Consider the following 23,828-nt stretch of genomic DNA (forward strand, 5'->3'; position numbering starts at 1 on the left):
GCCCCGCGCCCGGTCATGGTCAGCCGGCCGGTACCGAGGTTGCGGCGCTGTCGCCGAGCCCGGTCTGACGGGCCTTGGCCGATGCCAGCGTATCGCGCAACTCGTGCTCCATCTTCACCAGATCCTCTTCGGCGGCGGCGCGCCGCGCCTTGCCCTCGTCGGCGATCGCGAGGCTTTCGTTGATCGTGGCGATCAGGTCGGCATTCGCCTTGCGCACCGCCTCGATATCGAAGACGCCGCGCTCCATCTCCTGGCGGACGACCTTGTTGGATTCGCGCAGGTTCTTCGCGTTGGCGGTCAGCAGTTCGTTGGTCAGGTCGGTCGCTTCGCGCACCGCGCCCGCCGCTTCGGCCGAGCGCTGGATGGTAACCGCCTGGGCAAGCTGCGTTTCCCAGAGCGGCACCGTGTTGACCAGTGTCGAGTTGATCTTGGTGACCAGGCTCTTGTCGTTTTCCTGCACCAGCCGAATCGAGGGCAGCGACTGCATCGTCACCTGGCGCGTCAGTTTCAGGTCGTGCACGCGCCGCTCCAGATCGTCGCGCGCCGCGCGCAGGTCGCGCAGTTCCTGCGCTTCCATCACCTGCTTCTCTTCGGGTGCGGCGTCGACCTTGGCCGCCTTGGCCGGGATGACGCTCGTGTCAAGCTCGTCGAGCTTTGCCTCGCCCGCCGCGATATAGACCGCCAGTTCGTCATAGAAGCCGAGCGTCTTCTCATATAGCAGGTCGAGCGACTTGATATCCTTCAGCAGCGTGTGCTCGTGGCCGAGCAGGTTGTCGGTAATCCTGTCGATCTGCGACTGGACCTCTTCATAGCGCGCGACGAAACCGGCAAAGGGCGCCGCCCTGCCCATCAGCCTTTCCCACCAGCTCCGCTTGCGGCGAACGTCCAGTTCGTTGACCGAAAAGCCGCGGATGGTGGTGACGATGTTGCGCAGCGAATCGCCGGCCGGGCCGACATCCTTGTTCTTTACATCCGCCAGCATTGCCTGGCTGATCTCCTGCAGTTCGGCCTGCGCGGCCGAGCCGAAGGAGATGATCGAATTGGTGTCGCGGACATCGATTTCGTCCATGCGGCGGCGTATCTCGGCGCTGACGCCGGGGGCTGCCTGCGCCAGCGACACGATCTCGTTGGCCGGCGCCGGAACGGGCAGTTGCACGGCGGTGACCTCCTCGATCACGGCAACCGCCTCGGTCGCCTTTTGCTGAATGTCCTGTGACATGTCTTCCTCCAATTCCTTGTTTCTATTTCTATTCCACCCGCACGCCTTCGCGCTTCAACCGGTCGCGCAGCACGCCGATCTCGACATCGAGCGCCGTGCGGTCGCTCACCATCAGGGTTTCGGTCTTGGCACTGAAGTTCTGCTCCAGATCGTCGAGAAGCGCCGTGTAATCGGCTTTTGCCTGCGCGTCGCGCCCGCGCGAATAGAGATCGGCGAATCTGACCGTCGCATCCGCGGCGCCCTTCAGATAGACCACCAGGAACTTGCGCGCCGCTGTCAGGTCGCGCGGATCTTCCTCGACCTTGCGGCACATCTGGCGCGCGGTGGCCTGAAACGCCTCGACCCGCCGTTCCAGACCGCGATCGCCGGCGCGACCGATGGCATCGCCCATCCGGCCGAGTTGCTCCTCGGCCTCGTCCACCACCCTCGCGACACGATCCTGCTGAAACGAGTCGATCCCCTCGACGTTCTTGTCGGCCATCGGGTCGATGCCAAAGGCGGCCAGATGCAGCGCCACGGCGATTGCGCCATAGAGCAGCGGGTCGAGCAGGCTGCCCGCCTCGGGGGAATAGGCGGCCAGCGCCACGCCCAGACCCGACAGGACCGCCGCCAGGATCTTGCGTGGCAGGGCGGGGCGGCGCGCCACCTTGCGCGCGTCGAATGCGGCCTCGGCCTTCAGCCCTTCGGAAAGCGTGTAGGCGGCGAAAAACAGGATCGCGGCGGCGATCAGGTCGCGCGCCATGCCTGTCGCCGATTGGCCGAACGCCCGGAACAGCAGTGGAACCGGCGCCAGATAGAGCAGGTTCACCCGTGCCGCGCCAAAGGCCCGCCGGGCGGTGCCCGCCGGGGCGCGCGACCCGCCCGTTTTCGGTGCCGGTCCGTCCGGGGAATACTTTCCGCCGTAGCGCTCTGCCATCAACTCGCTCCGATCCAGCCGATGGCGACGCCGAAAATCAGCGCCCACAGCAGAACGAAGGCGATGCGGGGAACGAATCCGCTCTTCATCGGGCCCTCCTCGAATGCCTTTCCGGCCGTTCCCGCAACCGCGCCCGTAACCGCCGACAACGCAATGGCGAGACCGATCGCGGCGGTCACAACCAGTAGCAGAGTCAGTAACAGTCGCATGGGGATGGCCCTCTTGCCGTACCTTGGTTCGGTTATATGACATGGGGATAATTGCCGCCAGCGCCAAGGGCCCGCCGCGTGGCACGAAACCGCCTAAAATACAGGCTCCCGGAACTTACCTCGTACCGTCTGTCCGGCGCCGCCGGCGCAGTGGCCGTTTCTTCGCCTCGGCCGCCGGCCTGAAGTCCTTGTCGAGCCCAAGCTGGTCGCGCACCACCCGGCCCTTGATCTCTTCCACCTCGCCGGGTTTCAGGTCGCCGAGCCGGAACGGGCCGTAGGAGACGCGGATCAGGCGGTTGACCGCCATTCCGACGGTTTCCATCGCGCGCCGGATTTCCCGGTTCTTCCCCTCGCGCAGCGAGACCGTGACCCAGGCGTTCGCGCCCTGCTGGCGGTCGAGCGTGACCTCCATCGGCTGGAACCGCTCGCCGTCGATCTCCAGCCCGCGCCGCAGCGGCCCGAAGGTCGCATCGTTCGGCGTGCCCTTCATCCGCACGCGGTATTTTCTGAGCCACCCTGTCGCGGGCAGTTCCAGCCGCCGCTTGATCGCACCGTCGTTGGTCAGCAGCAGCAGCCCTTCGGAACTCAGGTCGAGCCGGCCCACCGACATCACGCGCGGCATGTCCGCCGGCAGCGAATCGAAGACGGTCGGCCGGCCCTTTTCGTCACGCGCGGTTGTCACCAGGCCGGCCGGCTTGTGGTAGAGCCACAGCCGGGGCGGCTCCGGCGCCTCCAGCGGCGTGCCGTCCACCGCCACGCGATCAGCGGCGGTGACGTTCAGCGCCGGGCTGGAAATCCGGGCGCCGTTCACTGTGACGCGGCCGGCCTCGATCATCCGCTCGGCCTCGCGGCGCGAGGCGATGCCGGCGCGGGCGATCACCTTGGCGATGCGTTCGCCGGCGGCGGGGGTCTGGGGTTTGTCGCTCATCGCTTCCCGATACGCCGCGCAAGCGGGCTTGCCAAGCCCGCGCCAGGCGTGCAGGGGAGGCCATGAGCCCGTTTTCGAGCCATATGGACGCCGCCCTCGACGAGGCACGCGCCGCCGCCGCCCGGGGCGAGGTGCCGGTGGGCGCGGTTGTGGCCGATCCGTCAGGCCGGATAGTCGCCCGTGCCGGTAATCGCACGCGCGAGTTGTGCGATCCATCGGCCCATGCCGAGGTTCTGGCGATTCGCGCCGCCTGTTCTGCGGCCGGGTCGGAACGGCTGCCGGGCCATGCGCTCTACGTCACGCTCGAACCCTGCCCGGCCTGCGCGGCGATCATCGCCGCCGCCCGGATCGGCCGGCTCTATTACGGTGCGGACGATCCGAAATCCGGCGGCGTGGCACATGGCCCACGCATCTTCACCCACCCGCAGGCACATCACGTGCCCGAGGTTTACGACGGCATCCGGGCGGCGGAATCCGAGCGTCTTCTCAGGGATTTCTTCGCCGCGCGGCGTTAGCCTCGGCCCGGGCGAGCGCCTCGGGCGTGTCGAAATCCAGCAGATCGTTCGCGGTTGCACGGACAAGTTGTCCGGCCGGCAGGTCGCGCAGCAGGCTGCCCGCCCCCCGGTCGCCGGAAAGTGCGGACAGGGCGGCGAAAGAACCGGAGGGAAAACAGGCCGGCGGCATCGGGCACGTGCCGTCCGTCGCGGCCGAAGCCAGCCCCGCGCCGCAGGTGTCGGCGACCCTGCGGATAAGATGCGAGGTCAGGTTCGGCATGTCGCCCAGAACGATCACCAGCCGGTCGGCACCCAGTTCGGCGGCGCGGCTTACCCCGGCGCGAAGGCTGTCGGATTGCGCCGCCGCCGTGGCATCGAGCCGGACGCATTCGTATTCCGCCAGAAGCGCTGCAACCCGTGCCGAACAAACCGCGGCGAGCAGATGATCGAAGCCGCACCCCGCCAGCGCGCGCGCCGCATGCGAGACCAGCGGCGCGCCGGCAAACCCGGCCAGCAGCTTGTCCTCCGGTCCGAAGCGCCGCGACCGGCCTGCCGCCAGAAGCAGCCCGACCGTCGTCATGTCTGCGTCCGCATCGCTTCGTCCAGCACCTCGGCCAGCACCGACACCGCCAGCGTTCCCGCATCGCGCGCCGAGGGCACCAGCCCGATCGGCCCCTTGAGCCGCGCAATGGCCTCTGGCGCGGCGCCCATCGCCGCGAGCATCATGTGGCGGGCGTCGCGGGCGCGCTGGCTGCCCTGCGATCCGATGTAGAAGGCGGGTGTTTCCAGCGCCCCGTGCAGCAGCGGCGGCTCCCAGTCGTGATCGTGAAAGAACAGGACGATCGCCGTCCACGGATCGACAGCCAGATCGCCGGGAAATGTCTGCCGCACCAGATGGCGGGTTTCGCAGCCGGCGGCGCGGCCGATTTCCAGCGTCTCCTCGTCCGGCGAGAGCAGCATGTTCGGATAGCCCGCCGATTGCACCAGCGCGGCGAAGGTGCTGGCCTCGGGTCCCTTGCCGAAGATCAGGAACCTGAGCGGCGGGGTGTAGCGGGCGCGAAACAGCGCACCGTCGCGCCCGGTTTCGCCTCGTTCGACCAGTCGCATCGCCCCCGACAGCGTGTCGGTTTCAAGCACGCAGACCCGCCGTTCGGCGCGGCATTCGGCGGCTCTCGCCAGCACCGCGCGGTCCGGTTCGGGCAGAAGCAGGATGTCCAGCCCGCCGCCGCAGGGAAGCTGGATGTCCATGAAGGGCGAGCCGCGGCCGTAGCGGATGATGCGCGGCGTGCCCGCCGCCAGCGTTTCCATCGCGTGGCGGGCAATGTCGGCCTCGACGCATCCCGACGACAGGGTGCCTGTCCTGCTGCCATCGGCGAACACGGTCATCGCCGCGCCGACCGGGCGATAGGACGGCCCCTCGACGCCGACGATCATCGCCAGAACGGCGGCGTCCGCACAGGAAACGAGCGCCTCGATCGGGTCGCGCAGCGGGCCGGTTTTCGGGGTTGGCTGGGTCATCGGGTTCACGCCTGTTCTGGCACCGATCATGATCCGGGCGCGCCGCGCCCGCAAGCCCCCCTGCCGGGCGTGGACAGGCCGGCGGCGGCACCATATGGTTTGCCTGACGACGAGGGAGACGCATCCGTGACAGCGATACCCACATCCATCGACGAGACGATTTCGCTTCTCGAAACGCAGAACTACATCTGCGGCCGGGCGCTCGGCACCGTGGCCTTTCTCGCGCTCAGGCTGAACAAGCCGCTGTTCCTCGAGGGCGAGGCCGGCGTCGGCAAGACCGAGATCGCCAGGGCGCTGTCGGCGGCGCTGGGGCGCCGGCTGATCCGCCTGCAATGCTACGAGGGGCTCGATACGTCCTCGGCCGTCTACGAATGGAACTTCACCGCGCAGATGGTGGCGATCCGCACCGCCGAGGCCAGTGGCGAGGCCGACCGGCAATCGTTGCAGGAGGAACTGTTCTCGGGCAATTTCCTGATCCGGCGGCCGCTGCTCGAAGCGATGGAACCCCATGCCGAGGGCCCGCCCGTGCTGCTCATCGACGAGGTGGATCGCACCGACGAGCCGTTCGAGGCATTCCTGCTCGAGGCGCTGTCGGATTATCAGGTGACGATCCCCGAACTGGGCACCATCCGCGCCGCCGAACCGCCGATCGTCGTGCTGACATCGAACCGCACGCGCGAGGTGCACGACGCGCTCAAGCGCCGCTGCCTGTACCACTGGGTCGATTATCCGGATTTCGGGCGCGAGATGGAGATCCTGCGCGCCCGCGTACCGGTGGCGACCGAGACGCTTTCGGCCGAGGTCGTTGCCTTCGTGCAGGGCCTGCGGACCGAGGACCTGTTCAAGAAGCCGGGCGTGGCCGAGACGATAGACTGGGCGCGCTGCCTCGTCGCGCTCGATACCGTTGCCCTGTCGCCCGAGGTGATATCCGACACGCTGGGCGGCCTGCTGAAATATCAGGACGACATCGCGCGCATCGCCGGAGGCGAGGCCGCGCGCATTCTCGACGAGGCCCGCCGGCGCCTCGCGCCCGCCTGATGGCGGTATCGCGACGGCCCGTTCGGACGCAGGGCAGGCTGGTCGAGAACATCGTGCATTTCACCCGCGCGCTGCGAAAGGCCGGGGTGAAGGTCGGCACGGCGCAGGTCGAGGACGCGGTGCGCGCGGTCGAGGCTGCCGGCTTCACGCGAAAGGCGGATTTCTACCACATCCTGCGTGCCACGCTGATCAACCGGGCCGACGATCTAGAGGTGTTCCGCCAGATTTTCGTCATGTTCTGGCGCGACCCCGAGTTTCTGGAACACCTGATCCACATGCTGTCGCCGACGCTGCGGCGCGACGACGCGCCGGAGCCGAAGAAGGCCGCCCAACGCCGGGCAGCGGAATCGCTGGCAGACCGGGCGGATGTTCCGCGTCCGCCGCGCCGGGAGCGGCAGGAGATCGAGATCGACATGGCGATGAGTTGGTCGGCTTCGGAAACGCTGCGCGCGATGGATTTCGAACAGATGAGCGCCGCCGAAGTTGCCGAGGCGAAGCGCGTCATCCGCGCCTTGCGCCTGCCCCTGCCGCCGGTTCCCACCCGACGGAAAACGGCCGCCCCGTCCGGGCGGACCCCGGACCTCGGCGCCACGCTGCGCCGGTCGTTCCGGCGCGGCGGCGAGATCGAACGGCTCTGCCTGCGCCGCCCGCGAAGCCGCCCGCCGGTGCTGGTGGCGCTGTGCGACATATCGGGCTCGATGTCGGTCTATTCGCGCATGCTGCTTTACTTCGTGCACACCTTGGCGACCGTGCAGGACGGCAACTGGGGGCGGGTGCACGGCTTCACCTTCGGTACCCGGCTTTCCAACGTCACCCGCGCGCTGCATCGCAAGGATCCCGATCTGGCGCTTGAGGCGGTGGGCCGCGAGGCGCCCGACTGGCAGGGCGGCACCCGGATCGGCGCGGCGCTGGAGCGGTTCAACAAGGACTGGTCGCGCCGGGTGCTGGGGCAGGGCGCGGTGGTGCTGCTGATCACCGACGGGCTGGAGCGCGGCGATATCGCCCTGCTCGAGACGCAGGCGGAGCGGCTCGCGCTGTCGTGCCGGCGGCTGATCTGGCTCAACCCGCTGCTGCGCTACGACGGTTTCGCGCCGCTGGCCGGCGGGGTGTGCGCGCTGTTGCCGCGGGTCGACGCGCTGCATGCCTGCCACTCGCTCGATTCGCTTGCCGATATCGGGCGCGCGCTGTCGGGCAGCGGCGACAAGGCGCGATTGCTGCGCGCGCGGTAATGCCGCGTCGCAGCATCGCCGCATGGGTGAAAACCCTTTTGCACCATTGCGTTAGCCATGCGTCAAAACGGTTGCTTTGTCGGGCGGGCGGCTTAATCTCGTAGCCGAAACGGGAGGAGCGCGCGAACATCATGGACATGACCGGGGAATACCGGATCGATGCCGCACGGGATAAGGTCTGGGCGGCGCTCAACGATGCGGGGGTGCTGAAGGCGTGCATTCCGGGCTGCGAGGAGCTTGCCTGGACCGGCGACACCACGCTTGCCGCCGAGGTGGTACAGAAAATCGGACCGGTCAAGGCCCGTTTCAAGGGCGAGGTCGAACTGCTCAACATCGTACCGAGCGAAAGCTACACGATCCAGGGCGAGGGCAAGGGCGGCGTGGCCGGTTTTGCCAAGGGGGCCGCCGATGTCACCCTGGCCGAGGATTCGGACGGGACGGTGCTGGCCTATGTCGTCCATGCGCAGGTCGGCGGAAAACTGGCGCAGCTTGGCAACCGGCTGATCAACTCCACCTCGAAGAAGCTTGCCGGCAAGTTCTTCGACAATTTCAGCAATCATCTGAACGGAAACGCGATACCCGCCGGGGAGGCGCAGCAAGACTGATCCGCCGGACCAAGCCAACGGGCGGGCGCGAGCCCGCCGCTGCAAGGGAGGAATAGATGGCGAGTGTGAAACTGACGGTGAACGGGCGCAAGGTCAGCCGCGAGGTGCCCGACAATACGCTTCTTTCAGAGTTCCTGCGCGAGGAACTGCGGCTGACCGGCACCCATGTCGGGTGCGACACCAGCCAGTGCGGCGCCTGCGTGGTCCACCTGAACGGCAAGGCGGTGAAATCGTGCACCACGCTGGCCGCCGCCACCTCGGGCGGCGCCGTTACCACGATCGAGGGGCTGGCGAACGGCGGGCTTCACCCGATGCAGCAGGCCTTCAACGACAATCACGGCCTGCAATGCGGCTTCTGTACGCCGGGCATGATCATGACCGGAGTGGACATGGTGAACCGCTACCGGGCCGAGGGCCGCGAACTGACCGAACAGGCGATCCGTCACGAACTCGAGGGCAATATCTGCCGCTGCACCGGCTACCACAATATCGTCAGATCGATTCAGGACGCCGCATCCCGGATGTGAGCGCCGCGTCTCCCGGGGCCAGCCCCGGCGATGGCGCGCAGACAGGGGAGGATACCCATGAGCGAAGGCATTGGCGCGCGCGTGAAGCGCAAGGAAGACTAACGGTTCATCACCGGCAAGGGCCGCTACACCGACGATATCCGCATGGACAATCAGGCCTATGCCGCCTTTGTCCGCAGCCCGCACGCCCATGCGCGCGTGGCCGGCATCGACACCTCTGCCGCCGAGGGCATGGACGGGGTTGTCGCCGTGCTGAACGGCCGGCAGCTTACCGGCGACGGGATCGGCAACATCATCTGCGGCTGGGCGGTAACCTCGAAGGACGGCAGCCCGATGAACATGGGCGCATGGTCGGCGCTGGCCACCGATACGGTGCGCTACGTCGGCGATGCGGTGGCGGTGGTCATCGCCGACTCGCCGGCCGAAGCCCAACTGGCCGCCGAGGCGGTCGAGGTCGAATACGAGGAGCTTCCGGTCCTGGTCTCGACCCTCGACGCGCTGGCGGAAGGTGCTGCGCAGATTCACGACAACGCCCCCGGCAACCTGATCTACGACTGGGAAATCGGCGATGCGGCGGCGACCGACGCGGCGCTGGCCGGATCGGCCCACGTGACCGAGATGCGCATCACCAACAACCGGCTCAGCCCGAACGCGATGGAACCGCGCTCGGCCGTGGCGATCTACGATTCGGGCGAGGATCACTACACGCTCTATACCACCAGCCAGAACCCGCATGTGGCGCGGCTGGTCCTGTCGGCCTTCTACAATATCGCGCCCGAGCACAAGCTGCGGGTGATCGCGCCCGATGTTGGCGGCGGTTTCGGCTCGAAGATCTTCATCTACCCGGAAGAGATCACCTGCCTCTGGGCGTCGATGAAGACCGGCCGGTCGGTGAAATGGACCGCCGGCCGGGGCGAGGCCTTCATGACCGACGCCCACGGGCGCGACCACATTACCACCGCGAAGATGGGCTTCGATGCGGAGGGGCGGATCACCGGTTTCAAGATCGACACCATCGCCAATTTCGGCGCCTACATGTCGCTCTTCTCGTCCTCGGTTCCGACCTATCTCTATGCGACGCTGCTGTCGGGGCAGTACGATATTGCCAATATCCACTGCAACGTGCGGGCGGTCTATACCAATACCGTGCCGGTCGATGCCTATCGCGGCGCCGGCCGGCCCGAGGCCTGTTTCGTCGTCGAGCGGATGATGGAGACCGCCGCGCGCGAGTTGCGGCTGGATCCGGCCGACCTGCGCCGGCGCAACTTCATCACCGAATTTCCGCACCAGACGCCCGTTATCATGGCCTATGACGCGGGCGATTTCGGCGGCAACATGGACAAGGCCCAGGCCGCCGCCGACGTTGCCGGCTTTGCCGCCCGCAAGGCCGAGGCGGCGGCGCGCGGCAAGCTGCGGGGCCTGGGCTATTCGGCCTATATCGAGGCCTGCGGGATCGCGCCCTCGGCGGCGGTCGGATCGCTTGGTGCCGGGGTAGGCCTGTGGGAATCGGCCGAGGTGCGGGTGAATCCCGTCGGCACGGTCGAGGTTCTGACCGGCAGCCACAGCCACGGGCAGGGGCACGAGACGACCTTTGCCCAGATTGTCGCCGAACGCTTCGGCATTCCGGTCGACAACGTGCAGGTGATCCACGGCGATACCGACAAGGTGCAGTTCGGCATGGGCACCTATGGCTCGCGCTCGGGGGCGGTGGGCATGTCGGCCATTGTCAAGGCGATGGACAAGGTCGAGGCCAAGGTCAGGAAGATCGCCGCCCACCAGCTCGAAGCCAGCGAAAGCGACATCGTGATCGAGGCGGGCGAGGTCAAGGTTGCCGGCACCGATCGCAAGATGGCCTGGCACGAGGTCGGGCTGGCGGCCTATCTCGCCCACAACCTGCCCGAGGGAATGGAGCCGGGGCTCAAGGAGGGCGCCTTCTACGACCCGACCAACTTCACCTTCCCGGCAGGTGTCTACATTGCCGAGGTCGAGATCGACCCGGATACCGGCGTGACCGAGATCGTCCGCTTCACCGCCGCCGACGATTTCGGCACCATCATCAATCCGATGATCGTCGAGGGACAGGTGCATGGTGGCGTGGCGCAGGGCATCGGTCAGGCGATGCTTGAACATGTGGTCTATGATTCGGACGGCCAGCTTCTGACCGGCTCCTACATGGATTACACCATGCCGCGCGCTGACGACCTGCCCAGCTATACGCTGGAGCACAACACCACCGTCTGCCCCGGCAACCCGCTGGGGATGAAAGGCTGCGGCGAGGCGGGGGCCATCGGCACGCCGCCAGCGGTCATCAACGCGATCACCGATGCCATCGGCACCAACGATCTGGAAATGCCCGCAACCCCGCAGGCGGTCTGGCGCGCGCTGCGCGCCGTCTCCGCCCCCGTGGCGGCCGAGTGAGGGAGGACAGGCAATGTATGCAACGACCTACCACAAGCCCGAAACGCTGGAAGCGGCGGCGGCACTGCTCGACGCCTGCGACGAGGCGGTGATTCTCGCCGGCGGCCATACGCTTCTGCCGACGATGAAGAACCATCTCGCCGCGCCGAGCGATCTGGTCGATATCCGCGCCATTCCGGGTCTTGTCGGAATCGCCGACGAGGGTGGCACGCTGATTGTCGGCGCCGCCACCACCCATGCCGAAGTGGCCGCGAGCCCGCTGGTCGCGGCGGCCTGCCCGGCGCTCGCCCGGCTTGCCACCGGCATCGGCGACCCGGCGGTGCGCCATGTGGGCACCATCGGTGGCTCGGTTGCAAACGACGACCCGGCGGCGGATTACCCGGCTGCCGTTCTGGCGCTTGGCGCGACCATCGTCACCAACCGGCGCGAGATCGCTGCTGACGATTTCTTCGTCGGCCTGTTTGCCACGGCGCTCGGGGAAGGCGAGATCATCACCGCCTTCCGCTTCCCGCCCTGCGAAGCGGCGGGCTACTCCAAGTTCCGCAACCCGGCCTCGCGCTATGCGATGGCCGGGGTCTTCGTGGCGCGGAGCGGCGGAGCGGTTCGCGTGGCGGTTACCGGCGCGGGCGAGGATGGCGTTTTCCGCCACGAAGGGCTCGAAGCGGCACTGGCGGCGCGGTTTGCCCCCGAGGCTGTCGATGGTGTCGCGATCCCGTCCGAGGGGCTGCTGTCCGATCTTCATGCGGCGGCGGACTACCGGGCGCATCTGATCGGCGTCATGGCCAAACGCGCCGTGGCCTCGGCGCTCTGATCGCCGTCCGGGCGACTCATCGGGAACGGATTCGCGGGGCGCCCTGGTGGCGCCCTGACCATTTTGTCGCAGCGAAAGGGTGTGTCCGGCCGGTTTCGGTGCCGCGACTGAGGCGAAAGCACAACATCTGGTTCTTACGCTGCGGTGCGGCAAATTTTGTCACGCCACGGCAGATGTTTACCGGGGTTAATTGAACCTTGCGGCGTTCCTTATCGGCTAAACCCCATATCTGGTTTTGCTTTCTCTCTTGTCCACAAACTGTGTATAATTTTCGATGTTAAGGAAGTGAATCGGAGACCTTGGCCGGAACTGATTTTACGCATCCGGTCAAGTAAAACATTTGTGGCGAGGTCTGAATAAAGGCGTTGACCTCTTGGACTCGCCACGTCAGGTTGTGTGGGCGGGCCGATGAGTCACAAGATATAGTGGGTCGGCTGGCGAGCGAGATAGATATCAGTGAATTGTAGGGGCCCGGAACCGGGCCCGGTTGCGCCCGTTTGCCGGACGGGGACGGTATCGTTCGTTCGTTACTCCGCAGGATGAAGAGGGCCGCAACGGGAAGGTTGCGTGCCGGAGCAGACAGAACCACCGCTCGGCAGGGGCGGACAGAACGCGGGACAGATAATGAAAATCGAACGGAAATTCACTTCTGCTGATACGGATGCCTATGCCGGTCTGGCCTTCGCCACAACCACTTCCGAGATTCGCAATCCGGATGGAACGATTGTCTTCTGTCTCAGGGGGATCGACGTTCCCGCCAGCTGGAGCCAGGTCGCGTCAGACGTGATCGCCCAGAAGTACTTTCGCAAGGCCGGGGTTGCGGCGCGCCTGAAGAAGGTCAAGGAAAAGGGCGTTCCGGAGTTTCTGTGGCGTTCGGTGCCCGATACCGCCGCGCTGGCCGATCTGCCCGAGGACGCGCGTTTCGCCGGCGAGACCTCGGCCCGGCAGGTGTTCGACCGGCTGGCCGGCGCCTGGGCCTACTGGGGCTGGAAAGGCGGCTATTTCACCTCTGAAGATGACGCCCGCGCCTATTTCGACGAAATGCGCTATATGCTGGCGACCCAGCGTGCCGCGCCCAACTCGCCCCAGTGGTTCAACACCGGACTGCACTGGGCCTATGGCATCGACGGGCCGAGCCAGGGCCACCACTATGTGGATTACAGAACCGGCAAGCTGACCAGATCCGACTCGGCTTACGAGCACCCCCAGCCGCATGCCTGTTTCATCCAGTCGGTTTCCGACGATCTGGTGAACGAGGGCGGGATCATGGATCTGTGGGTCCGCGAGGCGCGGCTGTTCAAATATGGCTCCGGCACCGGCACCAATTTCTCCTCCCTGCGTGCCGAGGGCGAGGCCCTGTCAGGCGGGGGCAAGTCCTCCGGCCTGATGGGGTTTCTCAAGATCGGGGACCGCGCGGCGGGCGCGATCAAATCGGGCGGCACCACGCGCCGCGCCGCCAAGATGGTGATCTGCGACGCCGACCACCCCGATATCGAGGAATTCATCAACTGGAAGGTCAAGGAGGAGCAGAAGGTCGCCTCGATCGTTGCCGGATCGAAAATGCACGAGGCAAAGCTGAACGGGATTTTTGCCGCGATCGCCAAATGGGATGGCGCCGGCGACGACGCCTTCGATCCGCAGAAGAACGAGGCGCTGAAATCGGCGATCCGCGACGCCAAGAAGGTCGCCATCCCCGAGACCTATATCAACCGCGTGCTGCAATATGCGCGGCAGGGCTATGCGTCGATCGAGTTTCCGACCTATGACACCGACTGGGACAGCGAAGCCTACAGCACGGTGTCGGGGCAGAACTCGAACAATTCGGTGCGTGTCACCGACGCCTTCCTGAAGGCGGTCGAGGAAGACGGCGACTGGGAACTGATCCGCCGCACTGACGGCAAGATTGCCAAGACCATCAAGGCACGCGACCTGTGGGAGCAGATCGGCCACGCCGCCTGGGCCTGTGCCGATCCCGGCATCCAGTTCCACGACACGGTGAATGCCTGGCACACCTGCCCCGAGGACGGCGCGATCCGTGGATCGAACCCGTGCTCGGAATACCTGTTCCTCGATGACACGGCCTGCAACCTCGCCTCGATGAACCTGCTGACCTTCCTGAAGGACGGGAAGTTCCAGGCGGAGGATTATATCCATGCGACGCGGCTGTGGACGCTGACGTTGGAAATCTCCGTCACCATGGCGCAGTTCCCGTCCAGGGAAATCGCCCGGCTCTCCTATGATTTCCGCACGCTCGGGCTTGGCTATGCCAATATCGGCGGTCTGCTGATGAACATGGGGTTCAGCTACGATTCCGACGAGGGACGGGCGCTCTGCGGCGCGCTGACCGCGATCATGACCGGTGTGGCCTATGCCACCTCGGCCGAGATCGCCGGCGAGCTTGGTCCCTTCGCCGGATACGAGCGCAACGCGGCGCATATGCTGCGCGTCATCCGCAACCACCGCAACGCGGCTTATGGCAACGTGGACGGATACGAAGCGCTGGCGGTCCGGCCGGTGCCGCTCGACCTCATCTCGAACCCGGACAAGTCGCTGAACGATCTTGCACGCCAATCCTGGGACGAGGCGCTGCGCCTGGGCGAGATGAACGGCTTCCGCAACGCGCAGGCAACCGTGATTGCGCCGACCGGCACCATCGGGCTCGTCATGGATTGCGACACGACCGGGATCGAGCCCGATTTCGCGCTGGTCAAGTTCAAGAAACTCGCCGGCGGCGGCTATTTCAAGATCATCAACCGCTCGGTTCCGGCGGCGCTGGCCAAACTCGGCTATTCCCAGGCCGAGATCGGCGAGATCGTCGCCTATGCGGTCGGGCACGGCAGCCTCGGTAACGCGCCCGGCATCAACCACACATCGCTGATCGGCGAAGGGTTCGGTCAGGCCGAGATCGCCAAGATCGAGGCGGCGCTGCCCTCGGCCTTCGATATCCGCTTCGTCTTCAATCAATGGACGCTGGGCACCGAATTCTGCACCGACGTGCTGGGTATCCCGGCCGAAAAGCTGAACGATCCCGCCTACGATCTGCTCGGCGGTCTGGGGTTCTCGAAAGCCCAGATCGAGGCGGCCAACGATCACGTCTGCGGAACGATGACGCTGGAGGGCGCGCCGCATCTCGATCCGGCCCATTACGCCGTCTTCGACTGCGCCAATCCCTGCGGCAAGAAGGGCAGGCGGTTCCTGTCGGTCGACAGTCACATCCGCATGATGGCGGCGGCGCAGAGCTTCATTTCCGGCGCGATCTCCAAGACGATCAACATGCCCAATGACGCCACGATCGAGGATTGCCAGAAGGCTTACGAGTTGTCGTGGTCGCTCGGCACCAAGGCCAATGCGCTCTACCGCGACGGCTCCAAGCTCAGCCAGCCGCTCGCCGCGGCGCTGGTCGAGGACGACGAGGAAGCGCTGGAGGTGCTGGAAAGCGGCACGCCGCAGGAAAAGGCGGCGGTGCTGGCCGAAAAGATCGTCGAGAAGATCGTGATCAAGGAAGTCGTGCGCTCCAACCGCGAAAAGATGCCGGAGCGGCGCAAGGGCTATACCCAGAAGGCGGTGGTCGGCGGTCACAAGGTCTATCTCAGGACCGGCGAATATGCCGATGGCTCGCTTGGCGAGATCTTCATCGACATGCACAAGGAAGGTGCGGGTTTCCGGGCGATGATGAACAACTTCGCCATCGCGGTCTCGGTCGGCCTGCAATACGGCGTGCCGCTGGAGGAGTTCGTCGACGCCTTCACCTTCACCAAGTTCGAGCCGGCGGGAATCGTTCAGGGCAACGACAGCATCAAGAACGCCACCTCGATCCTCGACTATATCTTCCGTGAACTGGCGGTCAGCTACCTCGACCGGACCGATCTGGCCCATGTGAAACCGGCCGGGCACACCTTCGACGATATCGGTGGCGGCGAGCAGCAGGACGGCCTGTCGAACATCGAGGAACTGAGCGAACAGGCCGCCAGCCGGTCGATGCAGGTGCTCAACCACATCAAGCAGATCTCCTCGACCGGGTACTTGCGCAAGCGTCTGCCGCAGGAACTGGTGGTGCTGCAGGGCGGGGTGGACGGCATGGCCGGCGGAACGGCGCTGGACGGTGCGATGGACCCCGTCGCCACGCTGAAGACACTGGTGCCCGAGGTGTCGGCCGCGCCGCAGACCGCAATGGGCAAGATCGCGACGCTGGACAACCGCACCAAGGCGCGGATGCAGGGGTACGAGGGCGAGGCCTGCGCCGAGTGCGGCAACTACACGCTGGTGCGCAACGGCACCTGCATGAAGTGCAACACATGCGGTTCGACCAGCGGGTGTAGCTGAGACATTCCACGCCGTCCCGCTTCCCCGGGGCGGTGCGGGTTCGGGGGCGGGTGCGCCCGCCCCGGGCGGATCGGGCCGCAGGCAAAAAAACCGAGCGGTCACCAACGATTGAGCCCGATCAGCCAGTCTGGGGCGCCCGCGGGCGCCCCGTTTTTTTGTGATGCAATTGCCGGCTTCAGATCGGGGAATATACTTTTCTGCCACAGCATGACTTTATTGCACTATCCCTTCGTCTGACGGATTCACATATATGAGGCGGCGGCTTGCGTTGGGCACATGAGCAAGCCTGTTTCCCTGTTCCGAACGACGAACTGGTCCAGTTACGAGATATTACTGAATAAATCCCTGTAAGACTCTGAATTAACAAGAAAACTATACCAGATCAGGACTCGGATTCAGCCCTATGCCGCAATGGTTTATCTGGATTTAATCAACAAAGCCCTTTCGAATCGATCAATCAGGATGAGCGGTTTTATGGGTCATGAAGACCATGTTCCGGTGCCGCCACTTTCGGGAACGGGCGGTTCTCAAACAATTTTTCAAACTGACGAAAATGACCTGACAATATCTTCCAATATTCAGGCCCAACTATCGATTTTCAGGGTCTATATACTCCATTCCATACACCTGCCCTGTGATCGGATCTGTAACAAATGGCACACCGTCACCTGGCCCCACCTGATATATGCTGCCATCCAGCGGGTTGCGATAATACCCGCCTCCGTTAAGCGACTCCATGAATCGTTCATGGCTGTTCTGCGACGAACGCTCCCAGTCTTGCTGCTGCCTCATGATAGCATTCTGCTCTGCCTGGAGCTGTCCGGTCGTGTTGGGGTCGTTGAGCCATCGATAATATTGCTGGTAAAGAACTTCATCGGGCGTGCTGTAGTCGTTGTTAGCCCTGCGATGATTCGCTACATACATATCCAATATCATTCGAGTGGCGGTTTCGGTATCTCCGTTTTGATATGCCTGCATAATTCTGTCGTTTTGCTGCGCCTGCATCTGAAGCATGTACATCATGTCATCCGCGCTTTGCGCCAGGCTTTGAGAGCAGACAGCCATGCCAAAAGCGGCAATGATAATGCGGGTAAAAAAATTGTTCTCCATCTACAAACCTCCATGCGTTTGTTCGCGGCCGATTCAGGTTATCAGGCGCTTCCCGGAGGAGACGTGGAATTGTGTCAATCTGCGCCTGGATAAAATAATATTCAAAGACGGCTTTGGCTTCGGCTAAAGTTACGAGATTTTTGCCCCCAATTCAATCCCCGAGCCCAGATGCGCAATCCTTGCGGTCGCAACCCGTTCGCTCAGGCGTCGAGTTCTACCCAGATAGGCACGTGATCCGAGGGTTTGATGCCGCCGCGGGCCTGCCTGTCGATCCGGCAGTCGGTCAGCAGGTCGGCGGCCTGAGGGGTCAGCAGGAAATGGTCGATGCGGATGCCGTTGTTCCGCTCCCAGGCGCCGGCCTGATAATCCCAGAACGTGTAATGCCCGGGGCCGCGGGTGGTGGCGCGGAATGCGTCGGTGAGGCCGAGATTTTCGATCTCGCGCAGGGTGCGGCGACTTTCGGGCAGCGCCAGCGCGTCCTCGCGCCATGCCTCGGGGCGGGCGGCGTCCTCGTCCTGCGGGATCACGTTGTAGTCGCCCGCCATCAGAGCTGGTTCCTCCTGTCGCAGCAGGTCGGCGGCGCGCGCCCTGAGGCGCGCCATCCAGCCCAGCTTGTAATCGAATTTCGGCCCCGGGGCAGGGTTTCCGTTGGGCAGGTAGAGGCCGCAAAGCCGCACCGCGACCCTGCCGCCGACAACCGTCGCCTCGATCCAGCGCGCCTGTTCGTCGTTCTCGTCGCCCGGCAGGCCGCGCTGCACATCCTCCAGCGGCAACCTGGACAGGATGGCGACGCCGTTGAACCCCTTCTGCCCGTGCGTTTCGACGTTATAGCCGCGCTCCTCGAAAACCTCGCGCGGGAATCCGGCATCGACCGACTTGATCTCCTGCAACAGCGCCACGTCCGGCCGGGCCTCGTCCAGCCAGTCGCACAACGCCGCCTGCCGCGCCTTGATACCGTTGATGTTGAAGCTCGCGATCTTCATTCCTGCCTCCGCGGTGCCGGTTGGCGCAGGGTGGGGCAGGCGGGCGGGCTTGTCCAGCGGTCGCGACGGGGCGGGTCACATGGCGAAGGAAACGCCGCAGCCGCAGGACGAGGTCGCGTTGGGGTTTTCCACGACAAATCGCGCGCCGATCAGTTCGTCGGAGAAGTCGATGGTGGCATTTTCGAGAAATGGCAGCGACACCGGATCGACCACCACCTTCTGCCCCTGGCCTTCCAGAACCAGATCGTCGGCACCCGCCTCGTCGAGCGAGATGTCGTACTGGAACCCCGAGCATCCGCCGCCCTCGACGGCGACACGCAGCACCCTGGGGGCGGCGCCGATCTCGGCCAGTCGCGCGAACGCGCGCGCGGTTACTTTCGGGGGCAGGCGCAGGTCCATGGGATTTCTCGCTCGGCACGTCGCATTCCGGTCACGGGCAGGATATATGGCCTTAACAGTTGCGCAACAAGGAGCCTCATGGACCTCGCCCCCTATGCCTGCGATCCCGCCGACAGCCGCGGCCGGCTTCATCCCGAAGGGCTGAGCACCTTTCGCTCGCCTTTTCAGCGCGATCGCGATCGGATCATCCATTCCTCGGCCTTTCGCCGGCTGAAACACAAGACGCAGGTTTTTGTCGAACACGAGGGCGATTACTATCGCACGCGCCTGACCCATTCGATCGAGGTCGCGCAGGTGGCGCGCACCATCGCCGGGGCGCTGGGGCTCAACCGCGAACTGACCGAGGCGGTGGCGCTGGCCCACGATCTGGGTCACACGCCCTTCGGCCACACAGGAGAGGACGCGCTGCACGAACTGATGGCGCCGTATGGCGGGTTCGATCACAACGCGCAGGCGATCCGCATCGTCACCTCGCTGGAGCGGCATTATGCCGGCTTCGACGGGCTGAACCTGACATGGGAGAGCCTGGAGGGGATCGCCAAGCACAACGGGCCGGTCACCGGCCCGCTGCCCTGCGGGCTGGCCGAATACAACGCCCGGCACGATCTGGAGCTTTCGACCCATGCCAGCGCCGAGGCCCAGGTCGCGGCGCTGGCCGACGACATCGCCTACAACAACCACGATCTGCTCGACGGGTTGCGCGCCTGTCTGTTCAGCGATGCCGAGATCGCCGACCTGCCGATCGTCGGCCCCGCCTTTGCCGAGGTCGACGCGCTGTGGCCGGTGCTCGACCCGGCGCGTCGCCGGCACGAGGCGCTGCGGCGGGTGTTCGGCGCGATGGTCACCGATGTGATCGGGGTATCGCGCCACACACTGGAACAGGCGGCACCCGCCAGTGCCCGGGAGGTGCGCGCGCTCGGGCATCCGGTCATCGGCTTCTCGCCCGGCCTGCGGCGGCAACTCGATGCGATCCGCGCGTTTCTTTTCGCGCGCATGTACCGCGCCCCGCCGGTGATGGAGGAACGCGCGCGTGTCACCACGGTGATCCACGATCTGTTTCCCCATTACCTGCGCCATCCCGAAGAACTGCCGGAAGACTGGCGATCCGACGTTGCGGCGGCACCCGACGCAACGGCGCTGGCGCGGATCGTGGCGGATTACATCGCCGGAATGACCGACCGCTTCGCGTTGCAGCGGCATGCCGCCCTGTTCGGCTGAAACCCGTCCCCCGCGCGACCGGGGCTTGACCCCGACGGCGGAGCCTGTCGATTTGTAGCCGGATGTTCCGGCGGTGTTTTACCCCGGCAAAACCCGCTGGAGGGGCCCAATGAGCACGACGGCAACCGCAGGTCTCGACCCCGAAGTCGCAATCGCGCTGATCGGTGTGCTTGGGGTCGGCTCGCAATGGCTTGCATGGCGGCTCAGGATTCCCGGTATCGTCATGATGCTGGCGGCCGGTCTGCTGGTCGGGCCGGTGCTGGGCATCATGGTACCGGCGCGCGATCTGGGGCGGCTGGTCGGGCCGATGATCTCGATCGCGGTGGCGATCATCCTGTTCGAAGGCGGGTTGACCCTGCGCCTGCAAGCCCTGCGCGACGCGGCCGCCGGGGTGAGGCGGCTTGTGGTGATCGGGGCGCCGCTGGGCTGGCTGCTGTCGGCGCTGGCGCTGCATTACGTGGCCGGGCTGGGCTGGGCCGCATCCTCGGTGTTCGGCGGTGCGATGATCGTCACCGGCCCGACGGTGATCGCGCCGCTGCTGCGCCAGGCGCGGCTGTCGCGCCGGCCGGCGACCCTGCTGCAATGGGAGGCGATCGTCAACGATCCGCTCGGCGCGCTGGCGGCGGTGCTGGCGTTCTACGTCATCGCCAGCATGCAGCAGGGGCACGGAACCGGCATGACGCTGCTCAGGCTTCTGGTGATGTTCGCCGTTGCCGGCGCCATCGGCGGGCTGGCGGGCCGGGCGGTGGCGCTGGCCTTCCGCCGGGAACTGGTGCCCGAATACATGAAGGTGCCGGTGCTGTTCGTTGCCGTTCTGGCAATTTTCGTCGTCACCGATCAGATCGTTCACGAGGGCGGGTTGCTGGCGGTGACGCTGATGGGGCTTGTCATCGCCAATTCCGATCTGCCCTCGTTCGTCGAATTGCGGCGCTTCAAGGAACACGCGACGGTCCTGCTGGTTTCGGGCGTCTTCATCCTGCTGGCAGCCTCGATGGACCTTGGAACCCTGTCGATGCTCGACTGGCGGGCGGCGGCCTTTATCGCGGTGGTGGTACTGGTTGTGCGCCCGGCGACGGTGCTTCTGTCGCTCGCCGGATCGCGCCTGCCCTGGAACGAGCGGCTGCTTGTCGCCTTCACCGGGCCGCGCGGCGTGGTGCTGGGCGCGATCGCGGCTTTTTTCGCGGCGCGCCTTTCGGCCATGGGTCTGGAGGATGGCGCCCGCATCGTGCCGCTCGCCTTTGTGCTGGTCGTCTCGACGGTTGTTCTCTACGGCTTCGCGCTTGCGCCGCTGGCGCGCCGACTCGGTCTTGCCGGAACCGAGACACCGGGTCTGCTCATCGTCGGCGGCTCGCCCTTCGCCACCGAACTCGGCATCGTCTGCAAGGCGCACGATATTCCGGTGCTGGTGATCGACCGGATTTATTCCCGTCTGCGGCAGCCGCGCGAGGCGGGGCTTCAGACCTATTTCGGCGATATCCTGTCCGAAGGCGCCGAATACGGTGTCGAACTGGTCAGCTTCGATATCCTTCTTGCCGCGACCGATAACGATGCCTATAACACGCTGGTCGCCACCGACCTTGCCCCGGAATTCGGTCGCAACAACGTCTTTCAACTGACCCGGCAAAAGGAAACCGGCGCGCGCCATGCGCTGCCCAGTACCTTGGGCGGCCATGTCATCGGCCGCGGTATCGGCTTTTACGAGATGAACGGCCTGCTGCGCGAGGGCTGGAAAATCCGTGTCACCAGAATAGGCGAGGAATTCGGCCTGACCGACTGGCGGGACAGAAACCCCGACGCCTTTCTGATCGGCCGGATCGAACAGACCGCCCTGCGGCTGATGCGCGACGACGAGGTTTTCAAGCCGGCGCCGGGAACGCAGCTTGTCGCCATGGTGCCGCCCGCAGCGGCGTGAGCGGCCATTGACGCGAAGGCTTGTCATGATACACCGCCCGGCATTGCCAGCGGAGCCAGACCGATGAACATCTATGCCGAAATACGGGACCTTGTTCTCGACGCGCTCGACAGTGCGGTTGCCGATGGGTTGCTGGCCGCAGGGCTCGATTACACCAATGTCGCGGTCGAACCGCCGCGCGACCCGCTGCATGGCGACATGGCGACCAACGCGGCGATGGTTCTCGCCAAACCCGCCGGGCGCAAGCCGCGCGACATTGCCGAAATGCTCGGCGGGAAGCTGGCCCTCGACCCGCGCATCTCCGCCGTCGATGTCGCCGGGCCAGGGTTTCTGAACCTGCGCCTGGCCGGGCCGGTCTGGGCCGCGGTGGTGCGCGCTGTGCTGGAAAGCGGCGATGCCTACGGGCGCTCCGATCTGGGGCAGGGGCAGCGGGTGAATGTCGAGTTCGTCTCGGCCAATCCCACCGGGCCGCTGCATGTCGGGCACACCCGGGGGGCGGTATTTGGCGACGCGCTGTCCTCGCTGCTCGATTTCGCCGGCTACGAGGTGACGCGCGAATACTACATCAACGACGGCGGGGCGCAGGTCGATGTTCTGGCGCGGTCGGTCTATCTGCGCTATCTCGAAGCGCACGGGCAGCAGGTGGGTTTTGCCGAAGGCACCTATCCCGGCGATTACCTTGTTGCGGTCGGCGAGGCGCTGAAGGACAGGGTGGGCGATGCCTATGTCGGAGAACCCGAGGAGGTCTGGCTCGAACCGGTCCGCGATTTCGCCACCGAAGCGATGATGGATCTGATCCGCGCCGATCTGGCGCTGCTCGGCGTCACGATGGACGTGTTCTTTTCCGAGAAGTCGCTTTATGGTACCGGCCGGATCGAGGCCGCGCTCGGGGCGCTGGACGACAAGGGCCTGCTCTATCGCGGAACGCTCGAACCGCCCAAGGGCAAACTGCCCGAGGATTGGGAACCGCGCGAACAGACGCTGTTCCGCTCGACCGCGCATGGCGACGATGTGGATCGCCCGGTGAGGAAGTCGGACGGGTCCTGGACCTATTTCGCCCCCGATATTGCCTATCATTATGACAAGATCGAACGCGGCTACGATGCGCTGATCGACGTTTTCGGCGCCGATCACGGCGGCTACGTCAAGCGGATGAAGGCGGCGGTCTCGGCCCTTTCGGACGGGCGGGTGCCGCTCGACATCAAGCTCACCCAACTGGTGAAGCTTTTCAAGAACGGCGAGCCGTTCAAGATGTCCAAGCGCGCCGGAACCTTCGTCACCCTGCGCGATGTGGTCGATCAGGTCGGCCCCGACGTGACGCGCTTTGTCATGCTGACGCGCAAGAACGATGCGCCGCTCGATTTCGATTTCGACAAGGTGCTGGAACAATCGCGGGAAAACCCGGTGTTCTACGTGCAATACGCCCATGCGCGCATCAAGTCCGTGCTGCGCAAGGCCGCCGGGGCAGGGATCGCGGTCGACGATGCCTCGCTCGCCGATGCGGACCTTTCGGGCATGACGCACGAGGCCGAACTTGCCGTCGCCGCCAGGGTGGCCGAATGGCCGCGCCTGCTCGAGATTGCGGCGCGCACCCACGAGCCACACAGGATTGCCTTTTATCTTTATGACTTGTCGGGCCTTCTTCATGCGTTATGGAACCGTGGCAACGAAGAACCGGGCCTGCGTTTCCTGCAAGAGGGCGATCCGGACACGTCGCAGGCGAAAATCGCCCTTGCACGGGCCGTTTCCGTTGTCATTTCCACCGGTCTTGGTATCCTTGGCGTGACCCCGGTCGAAGAAATGCGCTGAATTAACAGGCGCAGGCGGGGTCGAAGGCAGGCAAGACCCCGCGCAGCCCTCCCTGATCCTCACGGTGGTGCCTCGCGCGGCACAAGAACGAGGCGGAGCATGACCGACCACGCATTTGGTCAGGGCAGAGGCGCTGTGCAGGCAGCGTATTTTTCAGACGAC

At 65.4% G+C, this 23,828-nt stretch carries 20 protein-coding genes; 11 read left to right on the forward strand and 9 right to left on the reverse strand.

Features of this window, described 5'->3' with window-relative positions; translation table 11 throughout:
- Positions 1 to 19 precede the first annotated feature (19 nt).
- From ACK5IR_RS03380 to ACK5IR_RS03395, 4 genes are all read right to left on the reverse strand, one after another.
- Positions 20 to 1,219, reverse strand: coding sequence for a toxic anion resistance protein (locus tag ACK5IR_RS03380; protein ID WP_416925916.1), 1,200 nt, complete (start codon positions 1,217 to 1,219; stop codon positions 20 to 22).
- A 28-nt stretch (positions 1,220 to 1,247) separates the two neighbouring features.
- Complete coding sequence (locus tag ACK5IR_RS03385) at positions 1,248 to 2,135, reverse strand: 5-bromo-4-chloroindolyl phosphate hydrolysis family protein (protein ID WP_416925918.1); 888 nt, start codon at positions 2,133 to 2,135, stop codon at positions 1,248 to 1,250.
- On the reverse strand, positions 2,135 to 2,344 hold the full coding sequence (locus ACK5IR_RS03390; protein WP_416925920.1) for a hypothetical protein: 210 nt from the start codon (positions 2,342 to 2,344) through the stop codon (positions 2,135 to 2,137). Before ACK5IR_RS03390 ends, ACK5IR_RS03385 begins: the two co-directional genes overlap by 1 nt.
- Positions 2,345 to 2,459: 115 nt before the next feature.
- Positions 2,460 to 3,272 (reverse strand): pseudouridine synthase, encoded by an 813-nt coding sequence (locus ACK5IR_RS03395; protein ID WP_416925922.1) that lies wholly within the window; start codon positions 3,270 to 3,272, stop codon positions 2,460 to 2,462.
- A 62-nt stretch (positions 3,273 to 3,334) separates the two neighbouring features.
- Here ACK5IR_RS03395 and ACK5IR_RS03400 point away from each other — a divergent pair, with 62 nt between their 5' ends.
- Entirely contained in the window at positions 3,335 to 3,787 is a 453-nt protein-coding gene (locus tag ACK5IR_RS03400) for a nucleoside deaminase (protein ID WP_416925924.1), read from the forward strand.
- Here the strand turns inward: ACK5IR_RS03400 and ACK5IR_RS03405 are convergent.
- A complete protein-coding gene (locus ACK5IR_RS03405) occupies positions 3,759 to 4,346 on the reverse strand; it encodes a nucleotidyltransferase family protein (RefSeq protein ID WP_416925926.1) in 588 nt (195 codons plus the stop codon). The genes ACK5IR_RS03400 and ACK5IR_RS03405 overlap by 29 nt on opposite strands.
- The gene (locus ACK5IR_RS03410; RefSeq protein WP_416925928.1) at positions 4,343 to 5,284 is read right to left on the reverse strand and encodes an XdhC family protein; all 942 of its coding nucleotides are present in this window, start codon (positions 5,282 to 5,284) and stop codon (positions 4,343 to 4,345) included. Before ACK5IR_RS03410 ends, ACK5IR_RS03405 begins: the two co-directional genes overlap by 4 nt.
- Positions 5,285 to 5,410: 126 nt before the next feature.
- Here ACK5IR_RS03410 and ACK5IR_RS03415 point away from each other — a divergent pair, with 126 nt between their 5' ends.
- From ACK5IR_RS03415 to ACK5IR_RS03445, 7 genes are all read left to right on the forward strand, one after another.
- The gene (locus tag ACK5IR_RS03415) at positions 5,411 to 6,322 is read left to right on the forward strand and encodes an AAA family ATPase (protein WP_416925930.1); all 912 of its coding nucleotides are present in this window, start codon (positions 5,411 to 5,413) and stop codon (positions 6,320 to 6,322) included.
- Entirely contained in the window at positions 6,322 to 7,551 is a 1,230-nt protein-coding gene (locus ACK5IR_RS03420; RefSeq protein WP_416925932.1) for a vWA domain-containing protein, read from the forward strand. The genes ACK5IR_RS03415 and ACK5IR_RS03420 overlap by 1 nt, the downstream gene beginning before the upstream one ends.
- Before the next feature lie 131 nt (positions 7,552 to 7,682).
- Positions 7,683 to 8,156, forward strand: a complete 474-nt coding sequence (locus ACK5IR_RS03425; protein WP_416925934.1) for a CoxG family protein — start codon at positions 7,683 to 7,685, stop codon at positions 8,154 to 8,156.
- Between the two features lie 56 nt (positions 8,157 to 8,212).
- Positions 8,213 to 8,683 (forward strand): (2Fe-2S)-binding protein, encoded by a 471-nt coding sequence (locus ACK5IR_RS03430; protein WP_416925936.1) that lies wholly within the window; start codon positions 8,213 to 8,215, stop codon positions 8,681 to 8,683.
- Between the two features lie 108 nt (positions 8,684 to 8,791).
- Positions 8,792 to 11,101, forward strand: coding sequence for a xanthine dehydrogenase family protein molybdopterin-binding subunit (locus ACK5IR_RS03435; protein ID WP_416926099.1), 2,310 nt, complete (start codon positions 8,792 to 8,794; stop codon positions 11,099 to 11,101).
- A gap of 13 nt (positions 11,102 to 11,114) precedes the next feature.
- Complete coding sequence (locus tag ACK5IR_RS03440; RefSeq protein WP_416925938.1) at positions 11,115 to 11,912, forward strand: FAD binding domain-containing protein; 798 nt, start codon at positions 11,115 to 11,117, stop codon at positions 11,910 to 11,912.
- 624 nt (positions 11,913 to 12,536) lie between these two features.
- Positions 12,537 to 16,235 carry a vitamin B12-dependent ribonucleotide reductase gene (locus ACK5IR_RS03445; RefSeq protein ID WP_416925940.1) on the forward strand — a complete coding sequence of 1,233 codons (3,699 nt, stop codon included), beginning with the start codon at positions 12,537 to 12,539 and terminating at the stop codon, positions 16,233 to 16,235.
- Between the two features lie 588 nt (positions 16,236 to 16,823).
- Here the strand turns inward: ACK5IR_RS03445 and ACK5IR_RS03450 are convergent.
- The 3 genes from ACK5IR_RS03450 to ACK5IR_RS03460 form a co-directional block, all read right to left on the reverse strand.
- Positions 16,824 to 17,345, reverse strand: coding sequence for a hypothetical protein (locus tag ACK5IR_RS03450; protein ID WP_416925942.1), 522 nt, complete (start codon positions 17,343 to 17,345; stop codon positions 16,824 to 16,826).
- A 200-nt stretch (positions 17,346 to 17,545) separates the two neighbouring features.
- The gene (gene xth, locus ACK5IR_RS03455) at positions 17,546 to 18,328 is read right to left on the reverse strand and encodes an exodeoxyribonuclease III (RefSeq protein ID WP_416925944.1); all 783 of its coding nucleotides are present in this window, start codon (positions 18,326 to 18,328) and stop codon (positions 17,546 to 17,548) included.
- A gap of 75 nt (positions 18,329 to 18,403) precedes the next feature.
- The gene (locus tag ACK5IR_RS03460; protein WP_416926101.1) at positions 18,404 to 18,721 is read right to left on the reverse strand and encodes a HesB/IscA family protein; all 318 of its coding nucleotides are present in this window, start codon (positions 18,719 to 18,721) and stop codon (positions 18,404 to 18,406) included.
- 84 nt (positions 18,722 to 18,805) lie between these two features.
- Between ACK5IR_RS03460 and ACK5IR_RS03465 the strand changes: the two genes are divergently transcribed.
- The 3 genes from ACK5IR_RS03465 to argS all read left to right on the forward strand — a co-directional run bounded on the left by ACK5IR_RS03465 (position 18,806) and on the right by argS (position 23,666).
- Positions 18,806 to 19,945 carry a deoxyguanosinetriphosphate triphosphohydrolase gene (locus ACK5IR_RS03465; RefSeq protein WP_416925946.1) on the forward strand — a complete coding sequence of 380 codons (1,140 nt, stop codon included), beginning with the start codon at positions 18,806 to 18,808 and terminating at the stop codon, positions 19,943 to 19,945.
- A 109-nt stretch (positions 19,946 to 20,054) separates the two neighbouring features.
- A complete protein-coding gene (locus ACK5IR_RS03470; protein WP_416925948.1) occupies positions 20,055 to 21,857 on the forward strand; it encodes a cation:proton antiporter in 1,803 nt (600 codons plus the stop codon).
- 63 nt (positions 21,858 to 21,920) lie between these two features.
- Entirely contained in the window at positions 21,921 to 23,666 is a 1,746-nt protein-coding gene (argS, locus tag ACK5IR_RS03475; RefSeq protein WP_416925950.1) for an arginine--tRNA ligase, read from the forward strand.
- Positions 23,667 to 23,828 lie beyond the last annotated feature (162 nt).

The organism is Tropicimonas sp. (genome assembly GCF_047971885.1).
Taxonomy (GTDB): domain Bacteria; phylum Pseudomonadota; class Alphaproteobacteria; order Rhodobacterales; family Rhodobacteraceae; genus Tropicimonas.